Genomic DNA, 21301 nt, shown 5'->3' with positions numbered 1-21301 from the left:
CTTAAACAAATATTAAATGAAAATTAACCTGAAGATAAATTAGCCGACAAGGATTCCCAAATCAAAAAGTCTTTCATCAATTTGGTTCAGAACCTCTTGAGCGGCGTCTTTAGATTCAACAAAATCATATTTATCACCGTCGATTTCCATTTTTGGTCCGCGATCATAAGCGGCATACCAAACAGCATAACGGCGATTAAGTTCCTGATAGTATTTGTACAGATCCGGATGAACGGAAATCTGTTCAAAATCACGACCGCGTTTTTCAATCCTGCTCAGCATGTTGTCAAAAGAAACCCGCACATGAATCAAAAGATCAGGATCCTTTGATGGCAACTCATCAAGTTTTTCCATCATATTGCTTAAAAGTGATTTATAAATATCGACTTCAGTCTGAGTCGAACGACCAAGATCAGCGTTCAATTGGAATAATAGAGCATCTTCGAAAATTGAACGATCGATCACGTCCAATTTATTCTCTTGGGCATTTTTAATATTTTGCAGGCGTTTATTCAGAAAATATATTTGCAAAAGAAAAGCGTACTTTTTAGGATCGTCATAGAAAAGCGGCAGAATCGGGTTGTCACTCACACTTTCATAAATCGCTTTGCTACCTAAATGTTTTGAAAGCAAATTCGTTAAACTGGTTTTCCCAGCTCCAATTGTTCCTGATAAAACGATCATTAATTATATTATCCCCTTGTCTTTTTTACTTTATCTAATTTGACAATATACCAATCTAATGTCAAACATTTTTCAGTATATTTAAAAAACTAATTGATCCGACTTGACAACTCCATCCTTTTAAATCCAACTGCCCCTGAAAATATTTAATTTCACAAATATTCGTGCATAGCTAAAATAAAACTCTTCGGAAAACATGAACCAGGCATAACCAAATATAAGCGCAGAAAAAACATCAATAATCGTATTATATTGACAAGCAATTACAGCAAAACAAACCAATATCAGCCAAAGAATCATGAAAATGATCGTTTTGTTTTTAACTTTTTTAGCCCGTTTATTAAACTCTGGTACAACGATAACAAAGAAAAATTGAATCAACAAAAAAGTCATCAAAACAGCCAGACTTGGAAAACTCCGGCCGATCGATGCCGGCTTATCGCTGGGAGCCGGAAACTGCAGCAACAAAGTCAAAAGCGAATCAGCCAGCATTGAACCGAGCATCGTAAAAAGAAACCAAGCTGCCGGAATTTTAAAATTGTTTCCCCATAGAAGGAAAGCACAAAAAAGGGTCACCAAAAAACTGAAAATAGGTCGGCTCAAATTGGCTCCAATCCAGAAAAAAACCTTAAGAAAGCCGTTATTACGGCCCGAAAGAAACTCGGTAAAAAATTCATCCAATAAATTAAGTAAAGGCGAATACAGCCAAGATAAAATGATTACAAATAAAAAAAGCCCTGCAAAAATATAAATAAGCGGTTTTCGCGCCTTATCCCGATCAACTATCATAATTCAAAATCTATTGTAACAAAGCTATATTTTTTAATGTATTAAATTAGTACTTTGGATAGAATGTTACTATATGCGAAAATTTAGATCACCAAAAGCAGGAAAAGAACGTCGTCCCGGCCGTAAAAGCAAACATTTAATCAGAAATATAGTGCTTACCGTCTTCGGTTTGTTATTCGTTGGAGTCGGGGTAATTTTTTTTGTGGCCTATTACAATATTAAAGGAGCGATCGATTCCAATACTTTCGTTTCAACTAATATAAAGAAAGAACGTAATGTCGATTCAGTCTTAAGCAAAGGAAAACCGGTTTCAATACTTCTCATGGGAACCGATACCGGTGAATTAGGTCGAAATTGGGTCGGAAGAACCGATTCGATGATCCTTGTCATAATCAATCCAAAAACCAAGAAAACTCTGCTCATGTCGATTCCACGTGATTCAATGGTCTCGATTCCCGGCTATGAGTATACTTTCCCTCAAAAAATAAACGCAGCCTATGAATATCCGGCAAACGGAAAAGGCCATCCAGAAACATCCATTAAAACGGTTGAAAAATGGTTGAACGTTCCGATTGATTTTTATGGAATCGTCAACATGGAGGCGCTTGAACAAATTACCAATAAAGCTGGAGGGATTTCTGTGAAATCTCCTTTAACTTTCACTTTTTCGGAAGATACTGCTCATGATTATGGAAATAATTTATACACCTTCACAAAAGGGTCAACGAAGTACAAGTATTATAAAAATGGAAGTACTTTGACAAAAACTTCCAACATCATGAACGGGGCTGCTGCCCTGGCTTTCACAAGAATGCGTTATAACGATCCGCTAGGAGACTACGGCCGTACTTTACGTCAACGCTTGGTCTTTGAAGCCATTGCAAAGAAAGCAACCGCCTTAATTCCACAAATTGTTAACAAAAAATTCTTGAATTCAATTTCCAAACAGGGAAAAACAGATTTGACTTTCAACGATATGGTTACCTTGGCTTCTAATTACAGAAAGGCCCTGAAAAATATTAAATCCGATTCAGTACAAGGCACTGATTATGAATATTCTGGAATTTCCTACCAAGTGGTTGCCAGTAAAGAAAAACAACGTGTCACTAATAAAATTAGAAAATTCCTTGGCCTGAAAAAAGCTAAATCGGGTCCACTATATGCTAGTAAAGTTACTAACGGGTTCGTCATAGGCGATGATAGTTCCACAGAAACCGATGATTCAACAGCGACTTATAGTTCGTCGACACAGCAAACTTATACAACGCCCGCCACAACTTATTCGTCATCTTCGGTTCAACCTACAGCTCCCACCACAGACACGACTACAACAAACAATAATACCGGCGGACAATAATTTAACAATAAATTTGGGTAAACAAAAAACCTGCGTTTCAGTGAGAAACACAGGTTTTTATTTGCTTTCATGATTTAATTTAGCAATAAGTTGTTCAATATGATCACCATATTCGATCGCTGTATCGCGTTTGAAAATCAAGTCAGGAATCTTAAAAGTAGTCATTTTCCTAGCCAGCTGGCGTTTAATTAAACCTTTAGCAGCTTGGAGACCAGCGTCGGCCTTTTCACCGGAACTTGCCAAATCGGAATAAATTGTCCAGTAAACATAAGCAATTGAAAAATCAGGTGTCATGTCAATACCGGTGATGGTGACATCCTTCAATCTGGGATCAGAAACTTCTTTAACGAGGATTTCACTGATTTCACGTTGAATTGTACCTTCGACGCGTAGCAAACGTGCAGATTTAGCATGTTTAGGCATTTGCCTTAACCTCTTCCATCGTATAAGCTTCAATGACATCGCCGACTTTTTCATCGTTATAATTGGCGATTGTCAAACCAAGTTCAAAGCCCTTCTTGACCTCTTTGACATCATCTTTTCCGTGTTTCAAAGAACCCAGTTGTCCATCATAAACAACAACGCCGTCGCGAACAAGACGAACTTTCGAATCACTGGTAATAATACCATCGGTAACCAAGCCACCGGCAATTGTTCCAATTTTGGAGAAATGGAATAATTCACGTACTGAAACAGTTCCCAGAGTCTTCTCCTTATAAACAGGTTCCAGTTGGCCCTTCATGGCTGCTTCGACTTCATTAATGGCATCGTAAATAACGTTATAAAGTCGGACATCGACATGTTTTTGCTCGGCATCAGTCTTAGCTTGGCCAACCGGACGAACATTAAAGCCGATAATAATCGCGCCAGAAGCTTCGGCAAGGTTAATATCAGACTCATTAATCGCACCAACGGCTGCATGGAGTATGTCAACTCGAACGCCTTCAACCTTGATTTTCTTTAGAGATGCAGAGAGAGCTTCAACCGATCCTTGAACATCAGCTTTAACGATTAAGGAAACTGTCTTCATATCCCGCTTGGCCATTGTTGAGAAAAGTGTGTCCAATGTCACAACAGCCCCATTATTACGTTCTTCTTCCATTGCCTTCTTAGCTCTAGACTCTCCAGCCTCGCGAGCATCTTTTTCAGAATCCATGACAACGAAATGATCACCGGCCTGCGGAACTTCATTCAAACCGGTAATTTCAACCGGAGTCGCTGGCAAAGCGGAATCAAGTTTTTTGTGAGATGCATCATTCATTGTCCGAACACGACCAAAAGTATTTCCAACGACAATCGGATCGCCAGTCTTCAGTGTTCCTTGCTGAATCAGCAATGTCGCAACAGCTCCACGGCCCTTGTCCAAACGGGCTTCGATAACAGATCCGCGAGACTTGGCCGTTGGGTCTGATTTTAGGTCCATCATATCAGCTTGAAGTAAAATCATCTCCAAAAGTTTATCAACATTTTGACCTGTTTTAGCAGAAATCGGTACTTCAATCGTACTGCCGCCATACTCTTCTGGAACAAGATCATATTTCATGAGTTCGTTGATAACGTTATTCGGATCGACACCTGGAATATCAATCTTGTTAATTGCGACAATAATCGGTGTTTTCGCTGCCTGAGCATGATGAATAGCTTCGATTGTTTGCGGCATAATTCCATCATCAGCTGCAACAACCAATATAGTAATGTCGGTAACGTTCGCACCACGAGCACGCATTTCTGTAAAGGCTTCATGGCCAGGTGTATCAAGGAAAGTAATCAGACGATCATGCAAACGAGCCTGATAAGCCCCAATACGTTGAGTGATTCCACCTGCTTCGCCTTCCGTTACATGAGTGTGACGCAAATAATCCAAAAGAGTTGTCTTACCATGATCAACGTGACCCATAATGGTAACAATCGGGGCACGCGATACTAATTTGCTCTGATCGATATCATTGTCGGTCTTATCAAAGAAACGATCAATATCAGAAACATCGACTTCTTCTTTTTGCTTTGCTTCAATATTATAATCAGCAGCTAGTAACTCAATCGTGTCGGCATCCAAACTCTGATTTTGGTTTACAACTACGCCAAGTAAGAAGAGTTTCTTAAGAATTTCAGTAACATCACGGTGAATAATTTTGGCAATATCCTGAACATTCATGCCCAAACGATATTCCAGAACCTTTGGTAACGGCTGTTCCTTACGTTCGTTTTGACGATTCTTGGAAACTGCTGCTGCTGCAATACGCTGAGCTTTCTTGGACCCTTTGGGTCCCGACTTGCGACGGATACCACGAGCCGGGCCACTAACAAAATGAGTACCTGGAGCTGTCGTTGTTTGATTGCGACGACGAGTATTATTACGAGCAGAATTATTCCCGGATGCTAATGCGCCACCAAAACGTCCTGTACCATTTTGCGATGCATTTGTTTTGTGATTGTTATTGTTCCTATTATTCGAGGACTGCCCGCCAGCCGTACGATTATTGTTTCGACGGTTATTCCTTTGATTGGTTACCGGATGCTGATTTGGTAACGGATTATGTGGGTGAGCACGGCGAAGCGGTTCAACAGTTGTTTTACTGGTTCTCGAATTCGTCCGTTGACGTTGGCTTGTTGTTTTCCGGGGTTGATTCAAAGAGGACCCAGCAGGCGCGCTTGCGCTTCCTGCATGAATCGGTTTGTGGTCTTTGGGTGCAGGACGACCTGTATTGGAATCAAAACTTACTCGCCTGCGTTGACGAGAATCCTGGTTATTAGTTGGCGTCTTTTCACCATGCCTTTCTCCTTGAGCACGGCTCGAAAGACCAGCTGCATGCCTTCTTTGAGAGGCTGGCAATTCCGATTTAGAAGCCGATTGCTTTCTAATGTGATGTACCAACGGACGCCGTTTCTTTTCTTCTTCAGTCATAAAGTCACCTCCTTTAATAACTCTTTGATTTGTTTTGTAATTCCCGGATCACTAATTCCAAGAATTTTTCTTGTCTGCCCAATTGCTTGGCTGATCTCTGTACTTGAAAATTGATTAACTATGGTAATTCTTTCCCGGATTAAGTCTTCAAAATCCTTTTTTGTATTTTCGCTAGCATCATTAGCAATAATTACCATCGAAATTTTTTGCTTTCTGATGGCCCTTTCGACTACTGTCTGTCCACTGACAAGGAAACCAGCGCGTTTTGCCAAGCCAAAATAATTAAGAATTTTCTGCTTTGATAATTTGTTCGTGGCTGAAAAGTTCCTTCCTGTCTTGTTGGTGCTTGACAAAATCAATTAATTTATCATAAAAAACATCGGCAACAGTCATTTCAAAGGTAGAATCGAGAGACTTCTCTATTTTTGCCTTCTTAGCTAGTGTAACATCAACGCTGACATAGGCGCCGCGGCCATTTGCTCGACCGGTTGGATCCAACTCTAATTCTCCAGACGGGGTCTTTACAATTCGAATCAAATCCTTTTTTGGGAACATTTGGCCACTGACTATATCTTTACGCATCGGTATTTTACGTGCTTTAAATTGTCGCTTCTTTTTTGCCATAAATAATTATTTATCGTCGCTCTTTTTGTTGTCGTCGCCCTCTTTTTCTTCCAAAATAGCATCGAAATCAACATTCTTTAGGGCAGCGGCAAATTCGTCCTGAGCCTCTTTAACTTCGGCTTCAGTCATTTTAGCCTTTGCTTTTGAAGAATCTTCTTCGGCTGAACTACTTTCTTCAGCGGACTCGGAAGTTTTCTCCTCTTCTGATGCATCGGATTGATCAGCGCCTTCAGAAAAATATTCATTGGCGTCGGCGTATTCGGTCTCGTCTTCCAAAGCCTCATCCGTTTCGTCGGTTTCGTCCGATTGATCTTCTTCCTCTGCATATTTAGCGGATTCTTCGAGAATAGCCTGAAGCTGTGGGTCGTTTTCCGCCTGTGTTTCTGATTTAATATCAATTTTAAACTTAGTTAGCTTGGCAGCCAAACGTGCATTCTGACCACGTTTTCCAATAGCCAAACTCAACTGATAATCAGGCACAATAACAGTAACTTCATTATCGTTATCCGGACTGAAAATTACGTCGACGACCTCGGCCGGATTCAAAGCATTGGCGATATACTGTGCTTCGTCTTCGACCCATTCAACAATATCCATGTTCTCGCCATGCAATTCATTAACAACAGCCTGAACACGCGAACCACGAGTCCCAACCAGAGTACCAATGGGGTCAAGGTTGGAATCGGTTGTCCGAACTGCCACTTTCGAACGATCACCGGCTTCCCGGGCAATTGATTCAATCACGACAGTGCCATCGTAAACTTCCGGAACTTCCTGTTCGAATAAACGTTTAACTAATTCCGGACTCGTTCGAGAAACGTAGATCTGTGGACCGCGAGTAGCAGAATCCTCGACCCGATTAATCAAAACTTTGATTGGATCACCGGTCTTGTAGGTTTCGCCAGGTATACGATCCTTGTCTCCCATGGCCGCCTCTTGACCATCAGGCATGGTAACCCACAAAAAGCGTTGGTCTTCACGAGCAACCCTCGCAGACACAATTTCATGCTCGAAACCTTCGTAACGAGCGTGAATTGCCTCCTTTTCTTTTTCACGAATTGTTTGAGTAGATTTATTTTTCCCTGATTGAGCAGCCAAACGGCCAAAATCACGCGGATTAATTTCGAATTTGATCTGATCACCGGCTTCGTATGCAGAATTAATCTCTCGTGCATCTTTCAAATAAATTTCCGAATAGGGGTCAATCATATCTCCATCAGGAATGACCTCTTTAATTTGTAAAAGATTAAACTCCTGTTTTTCAGGATCGACATCAACTTCGACATTGGTTTCCCCTTCAAAATTCTTCTTATAAGCAGTCACTAAAGTATCTTTTAAAGACGTAATTGCATCTTCCTGGCTGATGCCTTTCTCAGCTTGTAATGCCTGTAACGCAGAAAACAACTCTCTTCTGTAATCTGATGCCATATCTATGCCTCCTGATTTAACGAAATTTTTGAGATTTTTTCTCTTGGAAAATTCTTAACTTCCGCTGGTGAAACTTCCAAGCTAATCTCCAAATCAGAAAAGGATTTTAAAATACCTTCGGCTGATTTGCTGCCATCGATTTTTTCAAACAAATTCAACTTGATCGGCTGGCCAAGTGCCCAATCAAGATGCTCATCAGTTTTAATCGAACGATCGATTCCCGGTGATGAAATATCAAGATTGTATCGATCTGGAAACGGATCCGGTTCGACCTTATCAAGTGCGTCACTGATCAAAGAAGTTACCTCGGAAATTTGGTTCATTCGAATTGCCTGGTGATCCTGCCCGTCAATTAAAATAGTCAAGACAGCCGGACTACCGCCAAAGAAAGAAAGATCCCAAAGCAAAAGATGCTTTTCCGAAAGGATCGGCTGAATTTTTTCTTTGATTGTATCAATTTGTTTTAAATTCATTATCTTTTTTTACTTGACCCATAAAAAATGAGCTGGCAAACACCAACTCATTTACTTCAGTAAATCAAGTTAATTTAATTATAACCCGAAAAAGACTGTATATCAATAACTGTACAAGTAAGTAACCTTAAAGTTACTTCCGCTGCTGCGACTCAAGACAGCTAATAATTGGTTCGAAGCATAAACAGAAATCGTGATCGGAATATCTTTAGTAAAGTATTTCGGCCCAACCTCAGAAATATAAGTTGAAAATGCTTTAATTTCAGAAACCGAGTAAAAACTGGTATTAACGGTAATTTTCATTCCTGTTAAAGTTTTATCCTCGTAACGGGCTTGAGCAGTGGCCGAAGAAATAGTTGGGAAAAATCCTTCGATATCGTCTTCAAAATTAACAAAATTAGTATTGTCTTGACTGCCGACGCTGCCGGTCGTTGTACTTTGCTCAGGGAAGATAAGATTCTGGTAATCAAGATTATGCCATGTGCTGATTTTGCTGCCGGACTTTGACATATAGTAAGCGTAGGGAACGCCACCAACCAAAGAAGAGCTGGAAGCATTTTGATACATCACGATCAAAATAGGAACATTATTGCCAATTTTTTTATTGGCCCGCAAACGCGCCAGTACTTTGCTAGCTATCGTTTTTCCTTGAGCGACCATCTCTGCTTTGGAAATGCTTTGAGTATATGTTGTTCCGCCTGTAGTTTTTGTATAACTATCAGTCCGATTCATAGCGATTCCGATTGTCATACCGGCAAGATTAAGATTGGAACCGCTGCCTTCGGTCATAAAGTCGTTTTCTTCGATTGATTGAAGATATTCCGGATTTCGACTATTGTCGGTCTTGCCATTATTAACCGGATTCAAACCGAGCTTATTGCTGCTCGAATAGCGATCCAGCCAATCATTAAGAGTTGTAGCGGAAAGATACTGGCCCTCTTGGAAAATGTATTTCTTTGTCGAGAAAAACTTTTTTGAAAGTTCATTGATTGCCTGTTCGAACGACTGAGCGTTAAGCCCATCTTCGGTCGTAACAGCGATTCCTCTGGCAGCCGAAGTTACGTAACTGCCGTTTTTGACGACGGTTTTATACTCCCCCTGATTATTATTGGCATTAATGACTTGAATAGCGCTGCTGCTGGAGCTGCTGCTGCTCGTCGAGTTCTGATTGTTATTAAAGAAATACAATACTCCGACGACTACTACAAGAAGTACGAAGAGAAGAATTAAAAACTGTGTAATTGTTAATCTACGCCTATTTTTTAGCATTGCTTAAATTAATGAAATCCTGTTCGTTAATCACTTTTATTCCTAATTTATTCGCTCTTTCTAGTTTACTACCTACATCGCTTCCTGCAATTAAAAGATCTGTTTTTGAAGAAACGGATGAAGAAACATTGGCGCCATGTTCTTCAAGCCAAGCCTGCATTTGTGGTCGTGTCCAATGAATAAGTTTGCCGGTTAAAACGATTCTTTTATTGAAAAAGTAATTTTTTTCGTCAACCGTACTTGTCGTCAAATAATCAAAATTTACTTGAAAATTTTCCAATTCGTTAATTAAGCTGGCAACCGATTCGCTATTGAAATACTGTCTAATTGCATCGGCCATTACCTGACCAACACCGTCAATTTCGGCAATCTCCTCTGCTCCGGCATTTTGTAGATTACGAAGATTCTTAAAATGCGCCGCGAGCACTTTGGCAGCCTTAGCACCAACCCCGCGAATGCCCAAGGCCGTTATTAAACGTTCAACTGAATTTTGGCGTGAACGATCAATTGCCTGAATCAAATTTTTTGATGATAAATCGGCAAATTTATCCAAAGTCGTTAATTGACTTTCTGTTAAGGCATATAAATCAGAAATTTTCCTAATCAGATTTTTGGATAAAAGCTGTTCGACAACCCGAGGACCTAATCCATCAATATTCATCGCATTTCTTGAAGCAAAGTGAATCAATCCTTCTTTAATTTGGGCTGGACATTCAGGATTAATGCAGCGAAGAGCCACTTCGCCCTGGACATGGACAAGTTTGGATTTACAAGAAGGGCAGTAAACCGGAATTGGATAAGCTTGAGCATCAGCAGGCCGCTTTTTTAAGATGACCTGCCCAACTTCCGGGATAATATCACCGGCTTTATGTAAAGTTACCGTGTCGCCGATTCGAACATCCTTTTCCTGCAAATAATCAGGATTATGCAAACTTGCCCTTTTAACTTTCGTACCAGCAAGAAAGACAGGGTCCATAATAGCTGTTGGCGTGACAACTCCGGTTCGACCGACCGTCCAAGTGATGTCGCGAACAACTGTCAAAGCTTCTTCCGGAGGAAATTTATAAGCAATCGACCAACGTGGTATTTTGACTGTATTGCCCAACTCGTTTTCCACATCAAGATCATTTACTTTAACAACGACTCCGTCGATTCCATAAGGCAAGTTGTCTCTTTTAATCGTGTATTCATCGATATAATCTTTAACTTCGGTCATCCTATCGATTACTTTATTACTGGAATTAACTGGAAAACCCAACTGTCGGAAACGTTCCAAAACATCCGACTGGGTGTTGACGCCCAAAACATCATTTTGTGCCGTGTAATAAATAAAGGAGGAAAGATGCCTTTTGGCAGTAATTTTTGGGTCTAATTGACGCAGGCTGCCGGCGGCTGCATTTCTTGGATTGGCAAAAATTGTTTTTCCTTCTTCGTCGCGCTGCCGATTCAAATCAGCAAAAGCTTCTTTACGCATGTAAATTTCTCCGCGAACCTCAATCGTTAGCGGCTCATTTAATACTTTTGGGATCTCGGTAATCGTTTTAACGTTATCGGTCACATTTTCGCCGATAGAACCATCCCCACGCGTCGAAGCTTGAATAAGTCTTCCGTTTTCATATCTCAAAGAAATTGCCAAACCATCAATTTTCAGTTCAAGATTATACTTCTGTTGAGATCCGGCATTTTTCGTTGTCACAAGGTCCCAGTCAAGCAATTCCTGAATCGAAAAAACATCCCCCAAAGACAGCATCGGAACCGGGTGAACGACCTTTTGTAAACCACGGGAATCATTCTTCGTCTGATTTCCAGCTGCAACATGTTGAGTAGGCGAATCAGGCATGGCCAAACTCGGATAAGCCTTTTCCAAAGCAACCAGACGGGCGTAATGGGCGTCATAAACGTAATCCTCGACACTTGGATTATCCTCTTCGTAATACTCGCGTCCCCATTTGGTTAATTCATCCGAAAGATCTCTGATTTCCGCCTGAGCTTGTGTGAACGTTAAATCTTCAATTGGTGTGAACTGGTCTGCTGGATTCATAATTATATTTTCTCAATCGGGGCAAAAGAAGCCATTAATTGCTTAATTCCTTTTGAAGCAAAGGCAATTTTTAAAAGTTTATCACTGCCTTCATTATCAATCGCAACAATTCTTCCAATACCAAAAGTCTTGTGTTTAACCTGATCACCAAGTTGCCAATCCTTTTTCTCAGCCCCGTTGCCATGATAGGTTTTAGCAAAAGCCTGATCATATTTGCGGTTTGATGTTTCGGATTTGCGATCAAAAGGCATCGGCCGATCGTAATCGGATAAAGTCTGCGTTCGGCTCGAAGAAGGATTTTCTTTGTCAAGTAAGGAATCATCGATTTCATCAAGAAACATTGATGGTTTATTCGATTGAGCCCTCCCATATAATAGACGACCAAAAGCGTTCGTTAAATACAATTCTTCCTGCGCACGCGTAATAGCTACGTATGCCAATCGGCGTTCCTCTTCTAAGCCGTCGCGTTCCATCATTGCTCGGGCCGATGGGAAAATTCCTTCTTCGAGCCCAACAATAAAGACAACCGGGAACTCGAGACCTTTGGCAGCGTGAACCGTCATTAAAGTAACCTGTCCGGCGCTTTCATCATAGGAGTCCAGATCGCTGACCAAAGCAGTTTGACCGAGGAAATCAACTAAGGGATTATTTGTTTCAGATGCTTCTTCGTCATAATCCTGATCGAATTGTTTGGTTTGTGATAAGAACTCATCAAGGTTTTCGACTCTTGATTGAGACTCCAAATCATCTTTTTTTACGTATTGCTCGCGAATACCGGTTTGGTCAAAGATCTCATTTGCCAGCTCAGTTAGAGAAAGAAAATGCGATTGGTCGGAAAAAACCTGAATCATTTGGGCAAATTTGCGAAAATTGCTCTGGGCTTTTTTTGAAAGTCGGCTCTCGTCATCCAAAACAACGATCGATTTCATCAAAGAAAGGCCCTTCTTAGCAGCAAAAGAGCGCAATTTTTCAATCGAACTGCTTCCAATCGAACGTTTTGGTTCATTAACAATTCGTTCAAAGGCAGTGTCGTTATCAAGGTTTGCGGTTAGCTGCAAATAAGCAACGATATCCTGAATTTCCTTTCTCTCAAAGAAACGCGTTCCGCCAACCATTGTGTATTGAATCTTATTCGAATTAAAAACCTGTTCGAAAATACGCGACTGGGCGTTTGTCCGGAATAAAATCGCAAAATCATTTAGGCTGCGTCCTTTTTTAACGCCTGCCTGAATTTTAGTTAATACATAATGAGCCTCGTCGGATTCGGATTGGGCACGGTAATAATGAATTAAATTTCCATCCTGATTATTAGTCCAAAGGTTCTTTGGTTTGCGTTCGATATTATTTTGGATAACCTGATTGGCAGCCATTAAAATGTGTTTCGTAGAACGATAATTCTGTTCCAACAAAACCGTTTTTGCACCAGGAAAATCCTTTTCGAAATTAAGGATATTATTCATATCGGCACCACGCCAACCATAAATACTCTGATCAGAATCACCGACAACGGCTAAATTACGAGATCCAAAGTCGCCAGCCGCTAACATTTCAACCAGTTTGTATTGAGCGCCATTCGTATCCTGATACTCGTCGACGTGAATATATTTAAACTTATGCTGATAATAATGAAGAACATCCGGAGCTTGTTTGAAAAGCTGAATTGTCCGCATAATCAAATCATCAAAATCCATTGATTGCGATTGGGTCAAACGGCGTTCATAAAGATCATATGATTCGGAAACTGCCTCGTCAAAAGGCGTCTTAGCGGCCGTTTTTGCGTCGTTAGGTGTTTGAAGCGCATTTTTAAAATTAGAAATAGAGGCTAGAATCGATTTTGGATCGTATTGATTTGAATCGTAATTCAAATCGTTTAGTACGTGCTTCATTAAAGTTCTCTGACCACTTGAATCAAGAATCGAAAAGCTGGTCGTAAAACCGATTTTATCAACATCGCGCCGCAAAATACGAGCCGACAAAGCATGAAAAGTCGACACCCAAATAGACCGCGCATCTTCTTCGTCAACCAAGCCGGCGATTCTCTCTTTCATTTCGCGGGCTGCTTTATTTGTAAAAGTAATCGCTAGAATCGACCAGGGATCAACGTGCTTTTCTTTGACTAAATAAGCCACCCGATGAGTCAGAACACGCGTCTTGCCAGAGCCGGCCCCGGCCATAATTAATAGCGGTCCTTCAGTAGTCAGAACTGCTTCTTTTTGTTTATCATTTAAACCTGTTAATAAATCATTCACTCAAGCTATTCTAACATTGAATTTTTAGATATTTTTCTCAATTAATGCAAAATAAATTGTCAAAATAAGCATGTCGGCCGCTCCACCCAAACTGAGATTGAATCGATTAAAGTAATTATTGATTTTCTCAAGTTGCTTCCTCCCTGCCTGGCTTTGGCTGCCTCCCAGATCAAAATATTCATCAATCTGCGAGTTGACTTTTTCGATCACATCAGGATTTCCGGCTCGTTTGATCAAGTTGCTGTCTGGATTATGCCGGGCAATCAATAAAAGCGTGTCAAGTAGTCTGTCGTTTAGAGATCCTTTTCTTTTGTTAAAAAAAGGCAGCGCAAAACAACTAACAATCGGAAAACCAGCTTCGGCCTGTCCACGGATACCAGTTAGCCGATATTTTTCAAATTGAATTTCTCCAGCTGTTTGAAAATTCTTTTTATTTTCCAGATCGCGAGTGACAATTCCCTTCATCATTTTCTTAACAACAGTCAAAATATTTTCCGTTTTTAGAGACTTGGAATAAACACTGGCGGCAAGCACGATTCCAAGCGAAAAAATGGCCCCTTTATGGGTATTGACCCCTTTGGTAGCGGTATACATATCTTTTTCGGCTTGAATACCCAAGGGACGAATTTGATAAAATAAATCTCTCAAATCTTTTCCACGGAATTGAGCTGCTGTTTTAGAGACTTCTAAAAAATATTTTTCCAGGCTAAAGGAAGAATCAATAAAAGTAAAAACCGTCATGTCGGGATGAGTTGAATTGTCCAAAGGATCAACCAAGCCCGGTTTCGGAAAAACCGAGACCTCATATATAAGGGCCTTTAATGCGGCTTGTAGATAATTTTCAATCATTGAAAGCTTTCTTCGTAAATTTCCGAAATTCTGTCTTGGAGTTCTTTGATGGTGTGACGGCGGGAACGAGCGCATTCTTTAGCCGAGCGTTGACAAATCAAGCATTTTCTGCCGTTTTGTTTTAGCTGTTTGCGAGAAAGCGAGGAAATTATTCCTTTCTTATTCGTCAAAACATCAGCATCGAATAAACGGCCAAGATCGTTTTTATCCTCGAATGAGACAGCTGTTTTCTTTACATTGGCGGCTGTGTTTTTAATTAAATAAAAATTCTCGCATCCAGTCCCTTTGTCCCAGCTTTTTACAGCAATAATTTTAAAATTGGACAATTTTAATTCTTTTTCCAATTGGTCGATTCCTTTTTCAAATAAACTTTTTAACCGGCTATTATTCTTAATCGGTCCCGGAATATTCAATTTAACGGCCAATAAACAGTCTTCGGGATGTTTTTCTAAAATTTGTTTTTGCAGAGCAGCCCGATCGTCTTTATTAGCTAAGACATCGGCTATTTGCTGCTTTTCTCCACTTGAAAAGATATTTTCCATAATCATATTTTATTCCAATTAAAAACACGGGTTTTGCAACTCGTGTTTTAACAAATCAATCTTTGACCTGCTTAACGACATCAATCAAGCTGCCGTCACGATACTCGATCAAAGCAACTGTTTTATCGGTAAATTCCAAGGCTTTCGGTTTGCCGACGATTTGTTGGGCTTTTTGTTGCAACTCTTCAATCGTATAAACCGGAACACCAGGAATGTTTGACAAAGTTTCCAGCAAATCATGGCGTTTTGGATTAATCGCAATTCCAACTTCAGTGACCAGAACATCAATCGAGTCCCCCGGAGTTACTATTGTTGTCACATCCGGAACAACTGTCGCAATTCTTCCACGAACCAGTGGCGCCGAAATAATTGTCAATTTAGCAGTTGCTGCATCCTGGTGGCCACCAATCGCGCCACGAATAACGCCATCGGAACCGGTCATAACATTAACGTTGAATTTAGTATCGATTTCCAAGGCCGACAAAATTACAACATCCAATTGGTCAACCATTGCAGCCTTATTATCCGGATCAGCGTACCAAGATGCGTCGATTTCCTGCTGCTTGCGGTTGTTTTTCATCGAATCGGCAGCCCCTTTATCGAAATCCTGAACATCCATAATTTTGTTGACAAGACCTTCTTCCAACAAATCAACTGTTGGTTTAGTGATTCCGCCTAAAGCGAAACTGGCCTTAATTTTATTATCCAGCATTGCTTGGCGAAGATAACGAGTGACAGCTAAAGCAGCTCCGCCGGATCCAGTTTGAAAGGAGAATCCATCTTTGAAATAAGGAGAATGAGTAATAACCTCGTTGACCATTTGAGCAATTTTAAGTTCTTTTGGATCCTTGGTAAAACGGGTAGCACCGGAACCGATTCTGTCTGGATCGCCAACTTTAGCAACTTTAACAACATAATCAACCTGAGTCTGTTTTATCGAAGCCGGTGTATTTGGATAAGGAACAAGATTATCAGTTAAAAGAACGACTCTTCTAGCGTATTGGGCATCCATCAAAGCATATCCGAGAGAACCAAAAGCAGCATCCCCTTCCATTCCATTGGCATTTCCAACTTCATCGGAATTTGGTACTCCGAGAAAAGCCACATCTATCTTAATTTTTCCTTCTTCAATTGCCCGCGCGCGATTACCGTGTGAACGAAAAACAACCGGATTTTTCAAAAGTCCGTGAGAAACAGCGTCCCCTAAAGAACCACGCATTCCCGAAGAAGTTATATTGGTAATTGTTCCGCTTTTAATCGCCTTAACAACCATGTCATTCATGACATTAGTCAATGAAGAAGGAGCAAGGGTCAGGTCTTTAATTCCAAGATCGATAATTGCCTGCATCACATCGTTAAAAATCTGATCGCCCTCACGCAAATGGTGATGAAAAGAAATCGTCATGCCATCTTTAACGAGTTTCTCGACAATTTCTTTAATTGAATTAACAACTTTGTTGTCACCATTTGTAACCGTTACAATCGGCGCAATCCGTTGTTTATCAGGATGACCAATCTCAGTCGTCTCGAATGCTTTATAATTTTTGTCTTTTAAAATATCATCAGGTATTTCACGACCAACTCTATTTTTCAATGTAATTACCCTCCTGATCAATTAAGTGACTGGCCTTAGCTAATTTCATAACTCGCTGGGCCCGTAAGACTACCGGGCGATCGACCATTTGTCCATTCAAAGAAATAACTCCTGAACCTTTTGCCTTGGCTTCTTCAATCGCATTGATAACGTCTTCGGCTTTTTCTATTTCGGATTCACTTGGTGCGTAAACTTGATTGACAAGTGGAATTTGTCGTGGATTAACCAAGGATTTTCCATCAAATCCAAGTTGATGAATATACTGGGTCTCGCTAATAAAGCCTTCAGTATCATTCATGTTTGTAAAGACCGTATCAAAAGCTGCAATTCCAGCTGCACGCGCCGCGTGCAAAACCATGTTGCGAGCAAACTCCAATTCAGCTCCATCCGGATAACGATGAGTTTTCATATCTGTCGTATAGTCTTCGGCAGAAAGAGCAATTCCAATCATTCGATCAGAAGCGGCTGCAATTTCCGGAGCATTTAAAACTCCTTTGGCAGATTCGATTGCTGCCATCATATGCGTTGTACCGACTTCAATCGAAAACTTTTTTTCCGCCTCTTCAATTACCGATTCCAGTTGCCGCATCATCTCAGCTGATTCTGTCTTAGGCAAACGAATAACATCGACGCCGGCTTTAACCATCGCATAAACATCATTTTTGAAAAAAGGCGTATCAAGTCCGTTAACACGAACGACCAATTCAGCATCACCATAGTCCTGAGTTGTCAAAGCATTGAAGACAAGAATTCTTGCTGCATCTTTTTCGCTCAAAGAAACGGCATCTTCCAGGTCGAACATAATCGAGTCAGCTCCGTAAATTCCGGCGTCCTTTAACATTGCCGGATTATTGCCCGGAACAAACATCATCGTGCGGCGTAAACGTTCATCAGCTGCAGCCATCAAAGCACCTCCCAATTAATTTGATCTTCCTGATTCAAGGCTCGGGAAGCCGCTGTAATAGTTCTTGCCTTTATAACACAATCGAGTGCGCCTTTGTCGACAGCTCTGACTTTCGCATTGGTGATTTGAAACTTGTTTAAAGTATCGGTAATAACCTTGACAATCTGATCGCCAAATTGTTTTTTTACATCAGAAGTTAAATCGACATCAATGCCATCATTACCTTTGCTCAAAGTAATTTGAATATCAGACGATTCAGTTGTTCCTGCTAATGCAGTTTTTTTAATTTCCATTGATATTGATTCCTTTCTTAATTCTCGATTGCAGTTCGGTTTTATGTTCTTCCACGTATTTAATCGTTGTAAAAGGTAGGAACTGTTTTAACGGGACTAAATTATTTTTAGCAATTAGCTGTCGGACCTCGGTCGCAGTGATAATCGTTTCGGATTGGGTTTTTGCCCGCGGAATAATTTTAACCGACACACTCGGCGGTAAAACTTTTTCAAGAATCCGATTATAAATTCCGGTTGTTTTCGAAAAAGGTTCTTCCCCAAGAAAACGGGTCTGAATATTTAAAACAGGCGCAATTTGATTTTTGAATATCAAAGCATCGAGGGTTGTTTGATATTCAATCACCGTTTGATCAGAGGTCAGAAAATATGCAGGAAAAGTAGCATAGCTAACCATATAATCACCGCCGGAAACAACGAAAACATTTTTTAAATCAGCGGTTCCCTCTTTAACCAGTTGCAAACGTTCTTTGCTGTTAAACAAAGAAGCATCGGTGCTGACAACAAAAACATACACGTAATCATTTTCCGAAGCAGCTTTTTCAACTAAATAGCGATGACCTTTGGTAAAGGGATTGGCATTCATAACAATTCCGGCAATTTTCTTTTCTTCTTGGTTGGCGACCCGCGGAAGTTCGGCTAGATAGTCACCAATCAAATAATCTCCGCTTTCCAGTAAGGCGGCGTTATCTGATTTAGCCAGCTCTTTGAAACCGATAAACTGAAACGATTTGGAATATTTCGCTTTCGTGAAAACAAAGAGGTGGAATATACCTTTTCCGGCAGCCAAATTGGTTAATTGAGAAATAACACTATTAAATTCCGAACCGGAGCCTTCGCTTTCAACGGCAATGTATTTTAAAACATTTCCGGCTAAAGAACCGGTAGCCACTATTCGCTGGTCTTCAAACAAAGCAATTGTTTCGTCTATCTTGAAAACTTCCGCCGAACTAAAATTGCTGATACCATGTTCGGTTAAAAATTCCTTCCAAATTTGCAAATCCTTTTTGTTTTTTAATGATAAATTTTTGATTTGCATATTGCCTCCCATGCAGCATCAAATAAAGTTGATGATACTCATTATGATCGGTACAACAATGATAAATAAAGTCGATGTCATAACGACAATATTCGTGGCATATTTAACATCGGAATGATAAGTATCAGCCAAAATCGGCAAAACAGCCAAAGCCGGTGTTGCTGATTGAATAATCAAAGTCTTCTGAAAAATCGGTACCATTTGAATACCAGAATGCAATCCGGCAAAAATGATAATTCCCATAACGATTGGCGACAGAACAAAACGTCCCAATAAAGCCAGCAAAGAGTGAGCATCAATCCTCATTGAAGACAAGCCAAACTTCTTTAACATAATTCCGATATAAATCAATGACAAAGGCGTAACCAAACCGCCCAGTCCGGAAAGTGTAGTTGTGATAAAGCCAGTTCCGTTCGCAATATAATTAGCGGCTTTTGTAAAGAAAAAGATAAAAGGTAAAGCAACAATAAAGCCCCACAGCGGAACAGGCAGCAAATGACGCAAATCGAACTTGGCCTTGGTTTTTCCGCTGACAGTCGGATCGTCACCAGCTATAACCCAAACACCAAAAGTCCAAACAACAATTGTGTTGACAATGTAGTAAACAAGCAAATACGGAATTGACGTATCTCCAAATAAGGCGGTATTCAAAGGTAATCCGATAAATACAGTATTTGCGCCGTTGATAGCAACCATCATCAAACCACGACGACCTTTGGGAACTTTAAATAAACGAGTTAAGCCCCAAGAGATCAAATAACCAATTGCAACCGAAAGAATTACATAAATTAACCCGGTCGATAAAGTAGCAAGTTGCTTTGGTTTAAAACGCGAAAGCATCGCCATGAAAATTGAAGCCGGCAAAGCAACATTCATAATCAGTTTTGATAAAGCACTTTGAAAGCCTTCGCCAAACCAGCCTGCCCCCCGGCAGGCGTAGCCAATTGCAATGATGATAACGATTGAGAGAACACTCTGAATCGATGTCCAAAAAACACCCATATTTCTTCCTCCTGCCAATTATAGCAATCCTGAGATGACTTGAATTAATTGCTAAAAGGTCCTCTCACCCTAATAGCAATGGAGCAATGGCCAAATTAACCGGCAAATGTTTTTAAAGCATTGGCAACAGTCACTACAACCCCAGCTTCGAAGACACCGGGCACAATCTTATCACTGGTAGGATTTTCAACCATCGATGCCAAAGCCTTGGCAACAACCTCTTCAATTTTGTAATCAACTTGTTTGATTCCATACGTTAGCAAGCCCTTATAAAGGCCTGGAAAAACCAAAACATTATTAACTTGATTGAGATACTGGGCCGAACCAGTTGCGATAACTTGAGCCCCGGCGGTCTGTGCAATTTCGGGATTGATTTCCGGTAACGGATTTGCCAAAGCAAATACAATCGGTTTGGAGGACATTCTTTTGACCTGATCAGCTGATAATACATCGGCATCGGATAAACCTATAAAAACATCCTGTTGATCAATCACGTTATCAAGTGTTTGACCGGAAATATTTAAATTAATATCCTTGGCTAATTTTCTTTGATATTTGTTGTAATCTGAATCATCAGCTTTAACAACTCCATGAATATCGACCAAAGTCAGTTTTTTTATACCAATAGAAAATAACAAACGAGCCGTTGCAACTCCTGCCGCTCCGATTCCATTGATAACGATTCTCAAATCCTTAAGATTTTTGCCAACAACTTTGGCAGCGTTAATCAAACCAGCAAGAACAACAATCGCCGTGCCTTCCTGATCATCATGATAGACCGGTATATCCAAAGTTTGCTTAAGTTTCTCTTCAATTTCAAAACAGCGGGGAGCGGCAATATCTTCCAAATGGATTCCAGCGAAGGTATTTGAAAAATTTTTGACTGTTTGCACGAATTCGTCGACTGGGACCTGGTCGATTGCTACAGGAATCGCGTTTACATTAGCCAAGTCTTTATAAAGCAAAGATTTTCCTTCAACAATCGGTAAACCGGCAGCCGTACCGATGTTTCCCAAACCAAGGACAGCCGACCCATCAGTTACGACCGCCACCAATTTTCCGGAAATAGTATATTTATCCTTCAAACCAGGATTTTTCTCAATAATTTTTGAGAGCGCTGCTACTCCGGGAGTATAAGCTTTGCCTAAATCCTGCCGCGATTCAACATCCATGTCGGCTTTGACATCAAGTACGCCAACATTTTTTGAGTGAATTGCTAAAATTTCATCTAACTCTGTATTGTTAAGCGCCATAAAACCTCT

At 40.5% G+C, this 21301-nt stretch carries 20 protein-coding genes; 1 reads left to right on the top strand and 19 read right to left on the bottom strand.

The window, feature by feature from the left end; all coding sequences use genetic code 11:
* Positions 1-39: 39 nt before the first annotated feature.
* On the bottom strand, positions 40-684 hold the full coding sequence (locus J3U91_RS01900; protein ID WP_002818238.1) for a deoxynucleoside kinase: 645 nt from the start codon (positions 682-684) through the stop codon (positions 40-42).
* Positions 685-804: 120 nt separating this feature from the next.
* Positions 805-1473 carry a phosphatase PAP2 family protein gene (locus J3U91_RS01895; protein ID WP_002818236.1) on the bottom strand — a complete coding sequence of 223 codons (669 nt, stop codon included), beginning with the start codon at positions 1471-1473 and terminating at the stop codon, positions 805-807.
* A 73-nt stretch (positions 1474-1546) separates the two neighbouring features.
* Here J3U91_RS01895 and J3U91_RS01890 point away from each other — a divergent pair, with 73 nt between their 5' ends.
* Positions 1547-2830 (top strand): LCP family protein, encoded by a 1284-nt coding sequence (locus J3U91_RS01890; protein ID WP_002818234.1) that lies wholly within the window; start codon positions 1547-1549, stop codon positions 2828-2830.
* Between the two features lie 57 nt (positions 2831-2887).
* On the opposite strand, the gene rbfA is transcribed toward J3U91_RS01890, so the two are convergent.
* The 17 genes from rbfA to J3U91_RS01805 form a co-directional block, all read right to left on the bottom strand.
* Positions 2888-3253, bottom strand: coding sequence for a 30S ribosome-binding factor RbfA (gene rbfA / locus J3U91_RS01885; RefSeq protein WP_002818232.1), 366 nt, complete (start codon positions 3251-3253; stop codon positions 2888-2890).
* A complete protein-coding gene (infB, locus tag J3U91_RS01880) occupies positions 3246-5735 on the bottom strand; it encodes a translation initiation factor IF-2 (RefSeq protein WP_002818231.1) in 2490 nt (829 codons plus the stop codon). The genes rbfA and infB overlap by 8 nt, the downstream gene beginning before the upstream one ends.
* Positions 5732-6007, bottom strand: a complete 276-nt coding sequence (locus J3U91_RS01875; RefSeq protein ID WP_002818230.1) for a L7Ae/L30e/S12e/Gadd45 family ribosomal protein — start codon at positions 6005-6007, stop codon at positions 5732-5734. The genes infB and J3U91_RS01875 overlap by 4 nt, the downstream gene beginning before the upstream one ends.
* Positions 6008-6017: 10 nt before the next feature.
* On the bottom strand, positions 6018-6359 hold the full coding sequence (gene rnpM / locus J3U91_RS01870; RefSeq protein ID WP_002817834.1) for an RNase P modulator RnpM: 342 nt from the start codon (positions 6357-6359) through the stop codon (positions 6018-6020).
* A gap of 6 nt (positions 6360-6365) precedes the next feature.
* Positions 6366-7787, bottom strand: coding sequence for a transcription termination factor NusA (gene nusA, locus J3U91_RS01865; protein WP_002818229.1), 1422 nt, complete (start codon positions 7785-7787; stop codon positions 6366-6368).
* 2 nt (positions 7788-7789) lie between these two features.
* The gene (locus J3U91_RS01860; RefSeq protein WP_002817836.1) at positions 7790-8260 is read right to left on the bottom strand and encodes a ribosome maturation factor RimP; all 471 of its coding nucleotides are present in this window, start codon (positions 8258-8260) and stop codon (positions 7790-7792) included.
* A 102-nt stretch (positions 8261-8362) separates the two neighbouring features.
* Positions 8363-9529, bottom strand: a complete 1167-nt coding sequence (locus J3U91_RS01855; RefSeq protein ID WP_080003789.1) for a CamS family sex pheromone protein — start codon at positions 9527-9529, stop codon at positions 8363-8365.
* Positions 9516-11570, bottom strand: coding sequence for an NAD-dependent DNA ligase LigA (ligA, locus tag J3U91_RS01850; protein WP_002818227.1), 2055 nt, complete (start codon positions 11568-11570; stop codon positions 9516-9518). Before ligA ends, J3U91_RS01855 begins: the two co-directional genes overlap by 14 nt.
* Before the next feature lie 2 nt (positions 11571-11572).
* Positions 11573-13819, bottom strand: coding sequence for a DNA helicase PcrA (pcrA, locus tag J3U91_RS01845; RefSeq protein WP_002818226.1), 2247 nt, complete (start codon positions 13817-13819; stop codon positions 11573-11575).
* Positions 13820-13843: 24 nt separating this feature from the next.
* Complete coding sequence (locus J3U91_RS01840; RefSeq protein ID WP_002818225.1) at positions 13844-14668, bottom strand: triphosphoribosyl-dephospho-CoA synthase; 825 nt, start codon at positions 14666-14668, stop codon at positions 13844-13846.
* The gene (citX, locus tag J3U91_RS01835; RefSeq protein ID WP_002818224.1) at positions 14665-15216 is read right to left on the bottom strand and encodes a citrate lyase holo-[acyl-carrier protein] synthase; all 552 of its coding nucleotides are present in this window, start codon (positions 15214-15216) and stop codon (positions 14665-14667) included. The genes J3U91_RS01840 and citX overlap by 4 nt, the downstream gene beginning before the upstream one ends.
* Positions 15217-15265: 49 nt before the next feature.
* A complete protein-coding gene (citF, locus tag J3U91_RS01830) occupies positions 15266-16804 on the bottom strand; it encodes a citrate lyase subunit alpha (protein ID WP_002818223.1) in 1539 nt (512 codons plus the stop codon).
* Positions 16794-17708, bottom strand: a complete 915-nt coding sequence (gene citE / locus J3U91_RS01825) for a citrate (pro-3S)-lyase subunit beta (protein ID WP_002818222.1) — start codon at positions 17706-17708, stop codon at positions 16794-16796. Before citE ends, citF begins: the two co-directional genes overlap by 11 nt.
* Positions 17708-18001, bottom strand: a complete 294-nt coding sequence (gene citD, locus J3U91_RS01820) for a citrate lyase acyl carrier protein (RefSeq protein ID WP_002817844.1) — start codon at positions 17999-18001, stop codon at positions 17708-17710. The genes citE and citD overlap by 1 nt, the downstream gene beginning before the upstream one ends.
* Entirely contained in the window at positions 17991-19037 is a 1047-nt protein-coding gene (gene citC, locus J3U91_RS01815) for a [citrate (pro-3S)-lyase] ligase (protein ID WP_002818221.1), read from the bottom strand. The genes citD and citC overlap by 11 nt, the downstream gene beginning before the upstream one ends.
* Positions 19038-19055: 18 nt before the next feature.
* Positions 19056-20039, bottom strand: coding sequence for an AEC family transporter (locus J3U91_RS01810; protein WP_002818220.1), 984 nt, complete (start codon positions 20037-20039; stop codon positions 19056-19058).
* A gap of 95 nt (positions 20040-20134) precedes the next feature.
* Positions 20135-21292 (bottom strand): NAD(P)-dependent malic enzyme, encoded by a 1158-nt coding sequence (locus J3U91_RS01805; protein WP_002818219.1) that lies wholly within the window; start codon positions 21290-21292, stop codon positions 20135-20137.
* Between the last annotated feature and the right edge of the window lie 9 nt (positions 21293-21301).

Origin of the sequence: Oenococcus oeni (assembly GCF_020510245.1) — a bacterium.
Taxonomy (GTDB): domain Bacteria; phylum Bacillota; class Bacilli; order Lactobacillales; family Lactobacillaceae; genus Oenococcus; species Oenococcus oeni.
The sequence above is the reverse complement of the archived record's forward strand: the minus strand, read 5'-3'. Positions and strand labels throughout refer to the sequence as shown.

Coding starts and splice junctions, on each gene's coding strand:
- J3U91_RS01900 (WP_002818238.1), bottom strand. CDS start 684: ATGATCGTTTTATCAGGAACAATTGGAGCTGGGAAAACCAGTTTAACG.
- J3U91_RS01895 (WP_002818236.1), bottom strand. CDS start 1,473: ATGATAGTTGATCGGGATAAGGCGCGAAAACCGCTTATTTATATTTTT.
- J3U91_RS01890 (WP_002818234.1), top strand. CDS start 1,547: ATGCGAAAATTTAGATCACCAAAAGCAGGAAAAGAACGTCGTCCCGGC.
- rbfA (WP_002818232.1), bottom strand. CDS start 3,253: ATGCCTAAACATGCTAAATCTGCACGTTTGCTACGCGTCGAAGGTACA.
- infB (WP_002818231.1), bottom strand. CDS start 5,735: ATGACTGAAGAAGAAAAGAAACGGCGTCCGTTGGTACATCACATTAGA.
- rnpM (WP_002817834.1), bottom strand. CDS start 6,359: ATGGCAAAAAAGAAGCGACAATTTAAAGCACGTAAAATACCGATGCGT.
- nusA (WP_002818229.1), bottom strand. CDS start 7,787: ATGGCATCAGATTACAGAAGAGAGTTGTTTTCTGCGTTACAGGCATTA.
- J3U91_RS01860 (WP_002817836.1), bottom strand. CDS start 8,260: ATGAATTTAAAACAAATTGATACAATCAAAGAAAAAATTCAGCCGATC.
- J3U91_RS01855 (WP_080003789.1), bottom strand. CDS start 9,529: ATGCTAAAAAATAGGCGTAGATTAACAATTACACAGTTTTTAATTCTT.
- ligA (WP_002818227.1), bottom strand. CDS start 11,570: ATGAATCCAGCAGACCAGTTCACACCAATTGAAGATTTAACGTTCACA.
- J3U91_RS01840 (WP_002818225.1), bottom strand. CDS start 14,668: ATGATTGAAAATTATCTACAAGCCGCATTAAAGGCCCTTATATATGAG.
- citX (WP_002818224.1), bottom strand. CDS start 15,216: ATGATTATGGAAAATATCTTTTCAAGTGGAGAAAAGCAGCAAATAGCC.
- citE (WP_002818222.1), bottom strand. CDS start 17,708: ATGGCTGCAGCTGATGAACGTTTACGCCGCACGATGATGTTTGTTCCG.
- citD (WP_002817844.1), bottom strand. CDS start 18,001: ATGGAAATTAAAAAAACTGCATTAGCAGGAACAACTGAATCGTCTGAT.
- citC (WP_002818221.1), bottom strand. CDS start 19,037: ATGCAAATCAAAAATTTATCATTAAAAAACAAAAAGGATTTGCAAATT.
- J3U91_RS01810 (WP_002818220.1), bottom strand. CDS start 20,039: ATGGGTGTTTTTTGGACATCGATTCAGAGTGTTCTCTCAATCGTTATC.
- J3U91_RS01805 (WP_002818219.1), bottom strand. CDS start 21,292: ATGGCGCTTAACAATACAGAGTTAGATGAAATTTTAGCAATTCACTCA.